The 14,807-nt window shown below is 40.4% G+C and carries 14 protein-coding genes; 2 read left to right on the forward strand and 12 right to left on the reverse strand.

Annotated features, from left to right (window positions below):
• The 5 genes from FC82_RS10515 to FC82_RS10535 form a co-directional block, all read right to left on the reverse strand.
• The coding region (locus FC82_RS10515; protein WP_191982808.1) for a class II aldolase/adducin family protein at window positions 1–176 on the reverse strand (176 nt) is incomplete at its 3' end.
• 19 nt (window positions 177–195) lie between these two features.
• Window positions 196–1,089, reverse strand: coding sequence for an L-ribulose-5-phosphate 3-epimerase (locus FC82_RS10520; RefSeq protein WP_056996962.1), 894 nt, complete (start codon window positions 1,087–1,089; stop codon window positions 196–198).
• On the reverse strand, window positions 1,086–2,615 hold the full coding sequence (locus FC82_RS10525) for an FGGY-family carbohydrate kinase (protein ID WP_054761198.1): 1,530 nt from the start codon (window positions 2,613–2,615) through the stop codon (window positions 1,086–1,088). The genes FC82_RS10520 and FC82_RS10525 overlap by 4 nt, the downstream gene beginning before the upstream one ends.
• A 14-nt stretch (window positions 2,616–2,629) precedes the next feature.
• On the reverse strand, window positions 2,630–3,634 hold the full coding sequence (locus tag FC82_RS10530; RefSeq protein ID WP_065101475.1) for a hypothetical protein: 1,005 nt from the start codon (window positions 3,632–3,634) through the stop codon (window positions 2,630–2,632).
• A gap of 99 nt (window positions 3,635–3,733) precedes the next feature.
• A complete protein-coding gene (locus FC82_RS10535; RefSeq protein ID WP_056996963.1) occupies window positions 3,734–4,690 on the reverse strand; it encodes an NAD(P)-dependent oxidoreductase in 957 nt (318 codons plus the stop codon).
• A 561-nt stretch (window positions 4,691–5,251) separates the two neighbouring features.
• On the opposite strand from FC82_RS10535, the gene FC82_RS10540 reads away from it, so the two are divergent.
• On the forward strand, window positions 5,252–6,259 hold the full coding sequence (locus FC82_RS10540; RefSeq protein WP_056996964.1) for a LacI family DNA-binding transcriptional regulator: 1,008 nt from the start codon (window positions 5,252–5,254) through the stop codon (window positions 6,257–6,259).
• A 111-nt stretch (window positions 6,260–6,370) separates the two neighbouring features.
• Here the strand turns inward: FC82_RS10540 and FC82_RS10545 are convergent, their stop codons facing one another.
• From FC82_RS10545 to FC82_RS10565, 5 genes are all read right to left on the reverse strand, one after another.
• Window positions 6,371–6,838 carry a NanQ anomerase/TabA/YiaL family protein gene (locus FC82_RS10545; protein ID WP_056996965.1) on the reverse strand — a complete coding sequence of 156 codons (468 nt, stop codon included), beginning with the start codon at window positions 6,836–6,838 and terminating at the stop codon, window positions 6,371–6,373.
• 37 nt (window positions 6,839–6,875) lie between these two features.
• Window positions 6,876–8,186: an MFS transporter gene (locus tag FC82_RS10550; protein WP_056996966.1), complete on the reverse strand. Its 1,311-nt coding sequence runs from the start codon at window positions 8,184–8,186 to the stop codon at window positions 6,876–6,878.
• Between the two features lie 14 nt (window positions 8,187–8,200).
• Window positions 8,201–8,650 (reverse strand): NanQ anomerase/TabA/YiaL family protein, encoded by a 450-nt coding sequence (locus FC82_RS10555; protein WP_082620312.1) that lies wholly within the window; start codon window positions 8,648–8,650, stop codon window positions 8,201–8,203.
• Between the two features lie 686 nt (window positions 8,651–9,336).
• Window positions 9,337–10,323: an NAD(P)/FAD-dependent oxidoreductase gene (locus FC82_RS10560; RefSeq protein ID WP_056996967.1), complete on the reverse strand. Its 987-nt coding sequence runs from the start codon at window positions 10,321–10,323 to the stop codon at window positions 9,337–9,339.
• Between the two features lie 115 nt (window positions 10,324–10,438).
• Window positions 10,439–11,461, reverse strand: coding sequence for a PrsW family intramembrane metalloprotease (locus FC82_RS10565; protein ID WP_056996968.1), 1,023 nt, complete (start codon window positions 11,459–11,461; stop codon window positions 10,439–10,441).
• Window positions 11,462–11,733: 272 nt separating this feature from the next.
• Between FC82_RS10565 and FC82_RS10570 the strand changes: the two genes are divergently transcribed.
• Window positions 11,734–12,693: a nucleoside hydrolase gene (locus FC82_RS10570; RefSeq protein WP_056996969.1), complete on the forward strand. Its 960-nt coding sequence runs from the start codon at window positions 11,734–11,736 to the stop codon at window positions 12,691–12,693.
• A gap of 363 nt (window positions 12,694–13,056) precedes the next feature.
• Here the strand turns inward: FC82_RS10570 and FC82_RS10575 are convergent, their stop codons facing one another.
• Both FC82_RS10575 and FC82_RS10580 read right to left on the reverse strand, forming a co-directional pair.
• Window positions 13,057–13,854, reverse strand: coding sequence for a Cof-type HAD-IIB family hydrolase (locus tag FC82_RS10575; RefSeq protein WP_056996970.1), 798 nt, complete (start codon window positions 13,852–13,854; stop codon window positions 13,057–13,059).
• A 70-nt stretch (window positions 13,855–13,924) separates the two neighbouring features.
• On the reverse strand, window positions 13,925–14,737 hold the full coding sequence (locus tag FC82_RS10580) for a Cof-type HAD-IIB family hydrolase (RefSeq protein ID WP_054761200.1): 813 nt from the start codon (window positions 14,735–14,737) through the stop codon (window positions 13,925–13,927).
• Window positions 14,738–14,807 lie beyond the last annotated feature (70 nt).

Consider the following 14,807-nt stretch of genomic DNA (forward strand, 5'->3'; position numbering starts at 1 on the left):
ACAACAACCAAGTCTTCTGGCTTTAAGGCGTCATAGTCGACACCGGAAGGCTTGATAACAAACAAGCCCTTTTCGCGATCAATCCCGGAAACGTTGCCCCAAGTAAAGGTCACGAGACCTAATTTAGGAAGCTGCATGTTGGCTTCGTAAACTTCTTGTTTTAACTCTTCAAGCATATGATTTACTCCTTCAAATTTAGTGGGTTGCGGAAAACTGTTGATTTTGTTCTTGTTCAATACCAACTTTATTAAATAGATCATCAAAATACTTTTTAGCATTTTTGATTTCATCAATTGCATTATTATTCTTCCCAGTCCACATTTCAATAGTGTAACTACCCGAATAATTTAATCGTGTAAGCAAACGTAGACATCCCTCAAAATCAACGCAACCCTTTCCAAAGGGAACTTCTTTAAATTGTCCTTTAAAAGTTGGCGTAACGGCAAGAGTATCTTTTAAATGTATGGCAGCCACTGATGAAAGGTTTTCTTCCAAGTCCTCAGATACATTATTTTCTGGCCAAGCTGTAATGTTTCCAAGATCTGGATAGCCCTGTAACCAAGGACTAGGAATCATTTCCTTATAATGACTGATTTTTGCCAATGAATTAATAAACGGATCATCCATTGTTTCAATAGATAACATCACTAGTTTCTTAGCCGCCATTTCAACACATTTATTGAGATTTTCAACAAAATATTCGCGAGACTCAACAGTCTTTTTTTCATAATAGACATCATATCCGGCTAATTGAATATTACGAATGCCGAGATCCACCGCTAAATCAATAGCTTTTTGCATCATCTCTAAAGATTTTTTGCGAACATCAGGATCCGAAGAACCTAAAGGAAAGCGGCGGTGCCCCGACAACATCATTGTGTTAATCCGGCTATTGGTTTTCCACATGGCATTTCTAAAGTCTTCACGTTGTTTCTTTGACCAATCTAACCGAGCTAATCTTTCGTCACTCTCATCAATCGAAAACTCTAAAAAATTAAAACCTAATTGATGCACTAAATTAAATTTTTCTTCCCAAGATAAATCTTGAGGAAGAGCTTTTTCGTATATACCTAATGCGTTTACAGTCATTCTTCCACACCTTCTTGAAACGATTTCAAAAGCCCCCAATGCCCATCCAAGGCTTGGGTAAGTGACACATACGCTTCATACTTTTGATCATAAATTTTAAATTGATCAGCTTGAGGTTCAAATCTCTGTTTAACTCGTGACATGTTGGAGACGGCATCCTCCATATTTTTATAGAATCCAGAACCTACTGCTGAAGTTATTGCTCCGCCTAATCCACCGAGTTCGTTTGCCTCAACCAGTTCAATTGGCATATTTAAAATATTCGAAAACATTTGAACCCAGCTTGGAGAATTAGTGCCGCCACCTGACATTCGAATAACTTCCGGTTTATGCCCAAGTACTCTTAATAACGATTGGACGTGAACTCGATGAGCAAAAGCGATGCCTTCATAAACAGCCCGAATCATTTCTGATTTCGTTGTGGTACTCTGCATTCCTATAAATGAACCAGTAGCATTCGGATCAGAATTACTGCCATATAAAAACGGAAAGAAGATCAGTTTTGAAAATTTAGCATCTGTATTTTCTAAAAAAATCTCAAGGTCATCATAAATAGTTTTGTTATTTTCTTTTGCATCTCTTATTTCAGCAGTCATTAACATTTTAATTACAATATCTAAATTTCCAGCAGAAGTGGGGCTAGATGCTTCAATCAGCTTTTTACCAGTTGGAAAAATTGAATTCATTAATCCACTATCAAATGATGCCATTGCGTCTGAAGGAAACAAGTTCATATTCCATGTTCCCGCAATTAAACTGAATTTACTGCTATCTAAGACGCCAGTGGCAATAGAACAGGCATCAATGTCAAACATGCCTCCGAATACCGGCGTACCCACCTGGATTCCCAACACGTTTGCTGCGCTATTAGAGACTACCCCACACTGATCTGTTGCTTTCACCAATTTGGGCATTTTGGAAAACATTTCGGAAATGCCAAAGAAATCAAATAATTTTTTATCATAATCCTCAGTGGATAAATTCACGAAGTTGTTCCCAGAAGCATCACCAATTTCTTGGAAAACATCCCCAGTAATGAGGTAGCGAATAAAGTCTTTGTTCGAAAGAATTTTTCCTATTTTATTGTAATTTTCTGGTTCATTATCTTTGATCCATCGTAAAATGACTGGTGCCTGACTCGCCATTACGTGTTGATGGCTAATGTCAAAAATTTGTCGAACTTTACTTTCAAAATGCTCAGCATATTTTTCAGCACGACTGTCAGCAGATAAAATACCATCCATGAATATCTCGTTGTTTTTACCTAAAACGTAGAGACCCTTACCATGACCAACAGTAGAAACGCCATCTATATCATTTTTCGACAAATTCGCCTTAGCAATAGAATCATGACATGCTATGCCTAAATCATGCCAAAGATTACCCAATTGAATTTCATGGAAACCTGGCTTCCGCTCACGCCCTTTTGTTGGAAATGATGAACAGGATAGTTGGTCACCATTTTCATTAAAAATTGCAACTTTAGTATTCGTTCCACCATTATCAATGGTTAGATAATTTGCCATGTTATTTCGCCATCCTATTCAACTTCTATTTCATAAATAGCTACCTGATTTGCTTCACGATTAGCTGATAACAAGTATTTTTTGTTGTTTTTTTCAAAAACGGTCACATTACTTGGGCCTACCTGTTGATCAATTAACTGTGAATCTAAACGATCACTACTGATGAGTTCCAAGTTTTGTTTCCCTGCACGCCATCCGAAAATGAAGTAATCTTTATTCCCTAATTTGCCACCCCAAATTGCATGGCCGAAAGGCGTATCGGCTTCACTTCTGTAGATGGACTTAAAATTATTGTCTGAAATTCGTAAATAAGGTCCATGAAACCCTTCAATTGTCAGATATTCTTCTTTTCCATCCTCATTAATATCAGCACTATAAATATCTGAAGTTTCAATATCAGACAATTGTTCCAGTTGCCAATCTTTCGATTCAGTCGGATGAGTTAATTTATATATACCCTGAACACCAGTAATGAGTGAATAGCCATTCATACGTTTGTAGCCATGGTTTTTCGTTAGAGAAAGACTAAGAGCTTTTAAATTTTCCACTTTAGAAAGTGAATCATCATATTCACCAACCCAAATTTTTCCTGGATCGGTCCAATCATCAGTATCTTTCTTGGAATTTGCAATGGAGCAACCAATGTACCAATACCCAGAACCGCTTTGTTTTTTTATAATGTCAAACCTGTGAATATATGGAAATTCACCAACAACAGTTTGATCCCATGTAACGCCATTAAACGTTTCCTTAACAATTCTGCAGGCTGCCGAATTAAACCCAGGATAAAATCTTTGAGTAGCTAGAAAATTTAAGGTGTTGGGAATCTGAACCATAGTCATTGTTCCACCAACGTCAGGCCAAACCACAGTGCGAGCATAGTTATTATTTAAATCATACGCATAGCATGGTTTCTCTTCCTCAGAGGCAACCACAACAAAGTCTTTATCTTCGTTCTTTAAACGCATAATTGCATAACAGTGATCTAATTCATCATTAAAAATTTTGTTGAATTTCAAAATTATATCCTCCATCTTGAAATGATGTCCTTGGTTAATCGGTTAACTAAAATTCTTTAAAAATAGGTTGAAAATAAATTCTCAACCTATTTTGGCAATCTACGCATTTACTTGATTCAAAGGCTTTCCGTCCTGTAGAAAAGAAATTAAATTTTGCGATGCTTCTTGAGCGATTGCAGTACGCGCTTCTAAAGTCCCAGTCCCTGCATGCGGTGACATGATAACATTGTCCAAGGATCGCAAATCTTCCGATACAGTTGGTTCGTTTTCAAATACATCCAAACCGGCTCCAGCAATTTGTCCGTTTTTTAGAGCATCAACTAAATCTGCTTCTTTAACCAAAACCCCTCGAGCTGCATTCACAAGATAAGCAGTGTTTTTCATCTTGCTAAATACTCCACTGTTGAATATACCAATTGTTGACGGCAATGCTGGTGCGTGCAGCGTTATAACATCAGAGGTTTTAATCAGAGTATCAAAGTCAACATATTTTACATCTAATTTCTTCTCTAATTCAGAATCTAATTGACGAACATCATTGTAAATAACATTCATTCCGAGTGCTTGGCAGAAACGGCCTACCTCTGAACCAATACGACCCATTCCATATACGCCTAATGTCTTTCCTTGAAGGCTCATGCCCATATATTGTTTTTCTGAAACATCAATCCAATCACCTTTTCTGACTACCTTGTCATAAAAAGATAACCGTCTTACTGTTGCCAACAACAGGGCAAAAGTCATTTCAGCAGTTGGAACCCGGACACCCATAGGACAATTGGAAACAACGATGCCCTTCTCCTTGGCATATTTTGTATCGATATGATCAAAACCAACACCATTAGCAGTAATAACCTTTAAGTTAGTCCCGGCATCGATTAACTCACGATCAGCTTTTGTCCCCATTAACAGTAGCCCGTCAAAATTGGACAAATTGCTAAGAATCCAATCGCGAGTTTCTTTTTCAGGTTCATAAGTAACATCAAATGTCTTACGTAATTCTTCAAGTCCTTCTTCAGGAATGATTCCAGTAACTAATACTTTTGCCTTGCTCATGGTATAATCTCCATTTCTAGTTAACAGATTTATCTAAAGTTCACAACCAAAACCTTTATAATCATTTGTGATTTCATTTTTTCGGTACTTGGAAAAAGTTAACCAACAATGATCGATGAAAAATAAAACAACGTAATTTAAGAACTCAATATAATTTGGTTAAGCGATTAACTAACTTACACTTGAATCTTATAACCTAACATCGCTTTTGTCAACGCTTTCTGCAAGATAATTTAGCTTCTAATGTGAAAAAAAACCATATATTACTGTTGGACTGAGTATCTTATAGTGCATAAATGCTGATGCCACGGTGTTCATTCAACGATTTATAAAACAAGTTATTACAGATTATTATTATTTTAAATCAAGACATCATTTAAAAAAATTAAAAAAAAAAGACTAGTTAATCGGTTCACCGCTTTTTTGTAGTATAAATTATATTTAGTGCTAAAATAGTATAATAGTTATCGGATTTCAGCAAAGCATTCCTGTTGACATGTCTTTTATTTTTGAAGAAATCGATGGGCTTAAAAATCAATTTCAAACAGTAGGAGGTTTATTTTGGATAAATTTACAATAAAAGATATTGCCAAACTAGCAGACGTTTCAACTGCGACTGTCTCTAACTACCTGAACAGTAATTATGCAAAAATGTCATCAACCACCCAAAAAAAATTAGCGGGAATTATTGACAAAACCAATTATCATCCAAGTACAACGGCGCGTAATCTCGCCAAAAATGAAAACAAAACTATAGGGGTTTCTGTAGCAGATATCACAAACCCATTTACTTCCCCTGTTATTTCAGGAATTTCTGAAAAATGTGAGCAGTATGGGTACAAAATGGTATTCACTAATTCAAATAATGACGAACAACGAGAGATTGAAAATATCAATCGGTTACGAGAGGACGAGGTTGCCGGATTAATTATTGATCCCGTAAATCCTAACAATAACATCTATAATCAGCTATCAAATTCTTTTACCGTAATCGTTGACCGTCAATCACAACGAAGCATCATTGACACAATCATCACAGACAATATGAAATCAGTACAAAAAATGACTTCAAAGATGTTATCAAAAAATTATACTGACTTGTATTTTGTTACTTGGCCATTAGACGGCATTAGCACCCGTTTAAATAGATATGCCGGTTTTAATAAAGCGACCGGTTATTCCGATAATGAACATTTAGTGACGATTCCATATAACTATGACTCCTCAAAGGACACCAGTTTAGAAAAAAGAATAAAAATCATCCTTCGCGATCCGGATAAGAAAGTCGGTTTCTTTACTATGAATTCACGCGTCCTACAAGAATTTTTAAAGGCAACGCAAAAAATGTCCTATACTTATCCACGTGACTTTGGAGTAGCTACCTATGAGGAATTTGATTGGATGCAACTTATGAAACCCGCTATCAGTTGCATACGTCAGGATTCATTTGCTATTGGATGTGAAGCAATGGAATTATTAAAAGACAAACTAGGTACTTCTTATAATAGCGAACCATCCCCTAAGGTGAAAACAATCGCCACACAGCTTATTATTCGTGATAGTTTCTAAATATATATTTCCCCAGCTTGATTCCATTTGTGGATTTCAAGCTTTTTTTGTTGAATAAAAAACACTCACTGAAAATACTCAGTGAGTGCTTTTTAACTAAGCCGAATTTTATTAATCAATCGCGATCTTAACACAAAGCTTATGATTGTGCCCAATTTTACCATTCACCATACCATGTGCAGCATGTAAATCGGTTGGGTCAAAAATTGCATAGTGCCGGTCTGTGAGTAACGCCTTACTGTGAAATGCTGGATGACCAAAATGCTGAATTTCTTCTTCTGGGTCATATTCATCAGTAGCTGCCGCATCTCCATCGTCAGCCCACCGAACCCATTCGGCACCTTTAATCATGTAATGAATGTCAATGTGCTTACGATGAGTTTCATAATCCATTCCTGCATAATCACGAGTATCATATTCTTGAAAGCGGAGCTCCACTCCTTCGGCAATTTCCTTAGGCCCTAGTGGCTCAGCTAATAATTCGTCCGTCGACCGTGCATCTAACCAATCAAGAGCAGTCTGAATGCGTTTTTCTACCTTTTCGTTACGCTGATGGTTCTTACTTAAACCGAATTCCATAATTATATTTCTCCTTATTCAAATATATTTTCTTTTTTTAACGGCCATTAACATGATCAACAACCGCTGAAGTTACTTCTGACTGGCCACTGCTCGCTTGACTATTTTTGTCTGCATCTGATTCTCGAACAAACAGTAAAGCAACAACGGCAATAAGTGGAAAGACTGCAATAATCAAATACGATGACACATAGCTACCCGTCGATGCCAAAATCTGGCCTAATAAAACAGGCGCTAAGAATGAGCCTACTTGGTTAAAGACGTTGATAAAGCCCGATACAGTACCACGTTGATCTGCTGGCGCAACTTCTACCGAAAGGTTATTAGTGATGGTACTAAACATAAATGCTCCAACACCCATCGCACCTGTCCAGAAGTACAACATGACAATGTTTCCATGAGGGATGAACGTAAACCCAATAATAGTCGGTGTGAAAATCGCCATAAAAATTGCAGCCCAAACATGACGAGACCATTTCGAATGATCAGAAATCCATTCCGCTACAATCATTGAAATAACAGATGTGATCCCAAAAATTGACATGGCAACACCAGCGGTAATAACGTTAAACTTAAGGCTTTTCACCATAAATAGGTTAGCCCAGTTTGTTACACCCCACTTGGCACCAGTAGCGAAAAGACCAGTAATTGCTAGCATCCAAACGCTACGATTATTAATTGCTTTTTTCAAACGTTGAATTGCTGTTTCTTCTTCAATTTGTCCATTTGCTTCCTTAATTTTAAATTGTTGAGGAAATGGCGGATTTCCTTTGATCGCAAAATAAGCAAAAATCAATGCTGCCAAAGGAAAGACAGCGGTTACACCTAAAGCCGCACGCCAGCCATAATGAACCATCACAGATGGAGCATATAAATTGATAACGGTTAAGCCGAATGATGTACAGGTGTTAAATATACCAGTCGCAGTCGCACGTTTTTTACCATCAAACCATTCTGTAATAATCCCTAGACATGCTGATAAATCTGGTCCACTTACTAAACCGAGGATGAAACGTAAAGCCAATCCATCCCAATAGCCTCGCATAAACACCATGGCGGTCATCATTACTAAATTACCGAGCACAGCAGCCATCAATAATTTCTTATAGCCAAATTTGTCTGCTAACATTCCTCCGGGAAGAACGGTAATCGCATAACCAATATAAAACGCTGTAAGATAATTGTTTCCTTGTTGTACGGTAAAATGCAATGAATCGATTGCGCTTGGCATTATAGTCGACCAAGAAAGTCTTGTAATAAAACTGATTAGAAAAGCAAACCAGATACCAGCTAAAACTAAAATTTGTCTGGCAGTCCATCTGCCGTGAGCAGCCTCAGTATTTTGCATAGTAATTTCTCCTCTTATCTACCTAATTTAAGAACAATTTTCCTTACCTTGCTCGGCTTGGTAATGAAACCGTTCGTTCTATGAGGTTCGTGCATTCCAATCAGGACAAAATCTCCCTTGTGAAGAAGTACCTGATTGATATTCTGCGGTTCTTGAACATATTGAATATCACGATCACTGTTATATTCTGCAAGGCCTGTATAACTAGTATCTGGTGAAACATCTATCCGTTCTTCACCCTCAACGATGTAATGCAGGTCTAACCGCTTATTATGAATTTCAAATTGGAAATTATCGATTGACTCAGTAGTATATTCCAATGTTTGAACATAGAAACGCTCACCATCTTGATGACTGCGTCCTAGAGGTGTTGCAGTCAAATCGGTATTTTTTAAAAATTCAGTTGCTTCTTTAACCCGTTCATAGTCTTGATTATTAAACGAATTCAAATTAACAAATAGCAACTTATAGCCTCCATTCTTATTGACGTTAATCGATTAACAAAAATCATTTAAAAAAATGAGAATCCAACCAGCACCTATAAAACAGTAAATAATTCAACGAAACAATATAGATTAAAAATGTAGGTTAATCGCTTAACTAAATTACAAAAGCAATTGTAAACGATTCCAATTATATTTGCAACCATTTGCTGTCCAATTCACAAAGTGAATTATAGTTAAGCTAAAATGATGCTATCAATGAAAACGTTTGTACATTGACATCTACTCCAATTTTCAAAATGTATTTATTTTAAAAAATTTTTTTATTCACAAGTCAGTACCATTGGAATTGTCTGATGTATTCATAAAAGTGGTCAATATATTGAAAATACGCAAAAAAAGTATTGTTCTCAAAAAATCGAGAACAATACTTTTAATCTATTTGTCTTTATATGCCATTTGACTGATATATTAAAAAAGATGCCAAACAACCCTTATTTAAATCAACAGCAATTCTTAAAACCTTCTCTTACACAAAGCGTCAGCCAACTATAATTAATTAAAAAGTCTTTTCTGGGCAACCGTGTCAAAACGAGTTCCGCAAGGCTGAGGGCGGAGCGTAAGGTACTTCGACCCAAAAAGTCAGGTCCGGACTTTTCGGTTCAAAGTACCTTACGCTCCGCCCTCAAAACGCCTTGCTCAACTCTCTACCTCTTCAACGCCGTACTATGCAATGGTGCTCTTCGGTCTGGGAACAATGTTTGCATAATGGAATTGACTGCAATCGGGGCCTCACCGAAGGCACTGGCAATCAATGCCTGCTTACCCTTATAGGTCACGCCGTCACCAATCGCGTACACGTCAGGCACACTCGTCTGCATTGTTGAATCCACCTTAAATAAATGGCGGTCCGTGTCCAAGTCCAGGTGCCAGGCATCAACGACTTTGTGATCCGACGTGAACCCGTAGCTGACAAGGACGTCATCTGCCTGCACCGTTTCCAGTTCATCTTCTGAATGCATCTTCTTCAGTGTCACGTTCAAACCGTCGTCCGCCTTATCAATTGCCTTTATCAGGTATGGCGTGTGCTTCACGATGCTTGACGCTTCCATCTGAGCGACACTGTGCTCCAATGCTCTGAACTGGTCACGACGGTGAATCAGCTCGACTGATTTAGCAACGGGTTCCAGCATCAGCGCTTGATCAATGGCGGAATCTCCCCCGCCGGCAATCAATACACGGTGGCCGCGGAAGTGTTCCAGATCATTTACGGAATAGAACAACTGCTTGCCCTCAAACTCATCAGCGTTATCAATCGCTAACTTTCTTGGTGAGAACGAGCCGTTGCCAACAGCGATAATGACAGCCTTGCTGTGAGTTGTTTCCTTTGATGTGACGATATCAAAACCGTCAGCCGTTTTAGTAATGTCTGTTACCGCCTGATTCAATTTCAAATCAACCGGGAAGTTTTTTAATTGTTCAAGTTGCTGGTCAATCAATTTTTGCGCTTGAATGCCAGGGATGCCGGCAACGTCCAAAATCGTTTTCTCAGGGTATAAAGCACTTACTTGCCCCCCAAGAACGGGTAAACTTTCAATTAATTGAACGGACGCTTCCCGTAATCCCGCGTAAAAGGCAGCGAAAATGCCTGCTGGGCCGCCGCCGATAATGGTAATTTCATATTGTTTTTCCAATTCAAACGCACCTCTCACCTAAAATATCTCGTTAATTCGAATAACTCATCCTCTATCGTAGCGGAAAACCGGTTACAATTTCAATAAGTAATTCTCCTAGTTTTAATCACAATTCTCAATTAATAATGCGCTGCCCCTGCAATGTGCGGACTTCTCGCAATCCTGCATTGATCAAAACGAAGATGACGATCCAGCCCAAAATAATAATGAGCCACTTCTGCAAATCAAATGCGTTGAGAAATGGGAACGGCGGCTGCCAATCCCAAGCCGCATGCAGCAAGATTGCCATGGCGTAGAATCTTAAAAACTTTGCGCGAACGATCGTTTTTCCCTTAACGGGTTTGCGGCGTTCCTTTGCTAAAATGATGGCCGCACCGACAATGGCGGACCAGATCGTATGGGTGCCAATCGACTGCCAACTGCGGACAAACAACGTGACCAATCCAAATTGACTGGTGTAGCCCGAAGTCTCAAAAACCGCGAATCCAGCGCCGACACACGCACCAACTAACAGTCCGTTAAAAATGTAATTCAATCTGAAAGAATTAATAAAGTACCCAATAATCAGCATCTTAGCGGTCTCTTCAATGAACCCAATCGCTAACGCTGACATCAAATCAGTTCCGTTACCTGAAGGAATGATCTCGTACAGTACCATCGTGGCAACCAGTGACGCAATGCCGCCAATGAGAAAGACCTCAGTCGCCTGAAATACCGATATGTTTTTATAAACGTTGATTTCAAAAAACATGATTGCCAGGGAAAATGGCACGGCTAACGACCCAATAAAAATCATTCCGGGAACTGCTTTATTACTGTGAAAAACTAAGAATAGTAACGTCAGCAGGCCAAAGCTGAATCCTAGTAAGGCCAGAACACGTGAAAAAAGCCACGGTTTAACTGGGGCAGATGAAACAGCTGCTAAACTCGGCGTTGTTGTTTTCGTCCCAACGATAAAAAGTGCATCCGCTTCATCTTTTTGATGCCGTTTAAAAACTTCTGAAAACATGCGGAACAGATGAATTTCCACCGCTTCGTTCTCGCCAGTCCATTCGTTCAATTCCTTAGTTGCATCGTCCAAAAGATTCTGGCGGTGCTTGCGTTGTTTTAGTTGTTCATCACTAAATTGTTGTGTCACGGGTGTCACCTCTTTTGATGCAGAATTTACGTTTAAAACATGCAGTTATCAGCAATTTTTGCGAATATCCGACAACGACTGTCGAATTAATGTTGTCTAAAATCGTCGCTGTCCAACGTTGCACTCTGTCATTCTAACCTAAATTTTCAATCATTGCAGTACCGTCTTGAAAATTCCGCCTGAACCGGTTGTGTTTCCTTGAGTCTTCCTTTAAAATTGAAATTGTATAGTTTAGCGCTTTCAAAAAACACTTATTTTTGGAGGTTTTATTAATGGCAACAAAGAAAATGATTCTTGACCTGGATACTGGTATCGATGATGCAATGGCAATCGCCTACGCGGTTGGTGCCCCTGATGTAGATTTAATTGGGATGATCGGGTCATACGGGAATGTATTAGTTGAACAAGGCGGCAAGAACGCCCTTAAGATCCTAGAACTTTTAGGTGCGACTGACGTGCCGGTCTACCTTGGTGAATCACATTCATCAACCACTGACCACTTTGATGTGATGCCGATCAGTGCACAGATTCACGGAAAAAACGGGATCGGTGAAGTTGATCTGCCCGCTGCTAAACGTCAACTGGAAACCACTTCTGGTGTTGACTTCCTGATTGACGCTGCTAAGCAGTATGGCAAGGACCTGATTCTCGTGCCAACTGGTCCAATGACCAACTTGGCAGAAGCTTTGGAAAAGGCCCCTGAAATTGCTGATGAGATCGGTAACGTCACCTTCATGGGCGGCGCACTAACGGTTGAAGGCAATGTGACGCCATATACCGAAGCCAATATTAACCAAGACCCAGAAGCTGCAAACGCTGTGTTAACCAGTCCATTGCATTCAACGATGGTTGGTTTGGACGTCACGCTTCGGACGTTGTTGACCCGCAAGGAAACCCAACAATGGCGTGATTTGAACACCAAGGCCGGGACTGCCTTTGCCGACATCGTCGATTACTACATCGACGCATACGAAGTCACAAACGGTCAGCTCCCAGGATGTGCCCTGCATGATCCATTAGCCGTTGGGGTTGCACTGGATCCAAGCTTCGTCACCACACTCGATCTGAACATGAAGGTCACCACTGACGAAGGTACGCGTGGTCGGACGATTGGTGATCAGGCACGGTTAAACGATCCGAATACTAATGTTAAAGTTGGTATCAACGTTGATGCTCAACGCTACTTGAAGACGTTTATGACCTACTTGACTGGGTTGTTTGAAAAACACTAGAGAGTGAAGCGAGGCGTTTAGGGGCGGAGCATAAGCAACTCTGCCTTGCGAAACTCGTTTCGGCAATGAGGCTAAAAACCACATTGCAAGCGCTACTCAGCCCAAAGACACTGGAAAAATCCGGGTCTGACTTTTTACCCAGACTCGCTTATGCGGTAGCCGCCTGCCTTACTAAACTCATTTCGGCAATGAGGCTAAAATAGTTTTGCGCCCTGAATAAAAGACACCCAGGACTAATTCCCATTTGGGAGTTTAGTCTTGGGTGTCTTTTTATGGCCGCGAGCAAACGTTTCGTGCACGTTGACGCTGAAAAGATCGTCATTTTAAATGCTTATCGATCATATGACCTTCGTTTCAGCTACATTAATCCTGAAAATAATCTGAAACGAATTGCGCGACACCGTCTTCTTCATTGGTGCCGGTGTGGTACGACGTCAGTGCTGTAATTTCAGGTTGCGCGTTTGCCATTGCAACCCCCACTTCTGCCGCCTTTAGCATCCCTGCATCGTTCTCAGCATCACCAAACGCCATTAAATTACTGTAGTCTTCATCAAAGTGACGCAACAAAGCCTTCAAGCCAACGGATTTGTCAGTCGTTAAACTTAAGAATTCAAGAATCGTTGGTTGCGACCGCGCAATATGGAATTTCTTTTTTAAGTCGGCGGGCAGCTTAGCCTGTACCGCATCGACAACTTCTTTTGGCGCTGCAATAACGGCCTTAGCGTAGGTCTGTTCAGGCAGGTCAGCAAACGCCGTTGGTTCAAATTGAATATCGCCGCCAAGTGTGTAGATGGATTTGGTTAAATCTGAGATCGGGTAAACCTGATCAAAATTCAGTACGTCCATGGGGAACCCGTTGGCCTTTAAAAAAGCGTGCAGCGGTGCAAGATCTGATTTGGTCATGCCTTGCTGGGCCAGCGGCTTACGCGTTGTATTGTTGATGACCAGCGCCCCGTTAAACGTGATTGTAAAATCGTCAGCCCCAGTTAGTCCAAGCTGTTCAATATAGTGCCATATAGCATTAATTGGCCGGCCAGTACACAGGACCACTTTAACGCCCTTGGATGCAATTGCCTTCAAGGCCCTTTCATTGACGGTGCTGATTTTTTTATCGTTTGTCAGTAATGTGTTATCAAGATCTAACGCCACTAATTTTATCATGCGAAAACTCCTTTGCGGATAATTGTTCACTGTTTCACTCCATTAGTATAGCCCAATGGGGTGTTTTTGCCTACTGTTCTTCCAGGTACTTGGCCACAGTTTGCAGCATGCCATCATGGTTGTTATCTCGGTCAGTGACCAATCCGACTTGTCGTTGGACGTCAAGCGGCGCGTTTTTCATGACGTAGCCGTACTTTGCCATCTGCAGCATCTCCACATCGTTACCACTGTCACCGAAAGCGAGGGTTTCAGCCTTAGAAATCCCCCACAGTCTTTGCAGTTTACGCAGACCGTAGGCTTTATTCACGTGCGGTAGTATGACATCAATGCCGCCCAAGCCACTGGAAGTCGCGCGCAACCGGCCTTGAAACGCCGCGTTGAAGTCGGTTTCCTGCTGGGAAACGTCAAACTGCCGCCAAGTGATGTCCAGTTTATAGATGCGGTCAGTGACCTCCATCAGGTCCATGACCGATGTTAGATCACCATAGAAATAACCGGATTGCTTAAACCGTTTCGCGCTGGCCGGAATTTCGGTATACGATGCCTGCTGGCCGGAAAGAATCAACCAAGCATTTTTAAAGCCATCGTTTTGGCCCATCCACTGCAGAGCTTCTCGAACAAGCGCCTGGGGAATCAGATCTTCACTAATGGCCTGACCATCTTGGACGATATGTGCCCCATCTTCAGCCAGATACGTGATTTCCCCGTCAATATCTTCAAAATACTGCGGTAAATGTGGGTATTGATTACCGCTGGCGACAACAAACCGGACATTTTGTGCGGTCATTTTTGTCATTAATTCTTGAAAGTAAGTGTGGTTATACTGGCTGTCATCGTTCAAGAACGTGCCATCAATGTCGGTGGCAATGAGTTTGATCGTCATTTGGTCGACCCCCTTGTTTATCAACATTATAGCTTACTTTTTAAGACACAAAAACCGACTAGCGCGTAAA

Origin of the sequence: Secundilactobacillus collinoides DSM 20515 = JCM 1123 (genome assembly GCF_001435975.1) — a bacterium.
Taxonomy (GTDB): Bacteria; Bacillota; Bacilli; order Lactobacillales; family Lactobacillaceae; genus Secundilactobacillus; species Secundilactobacillus collinoides.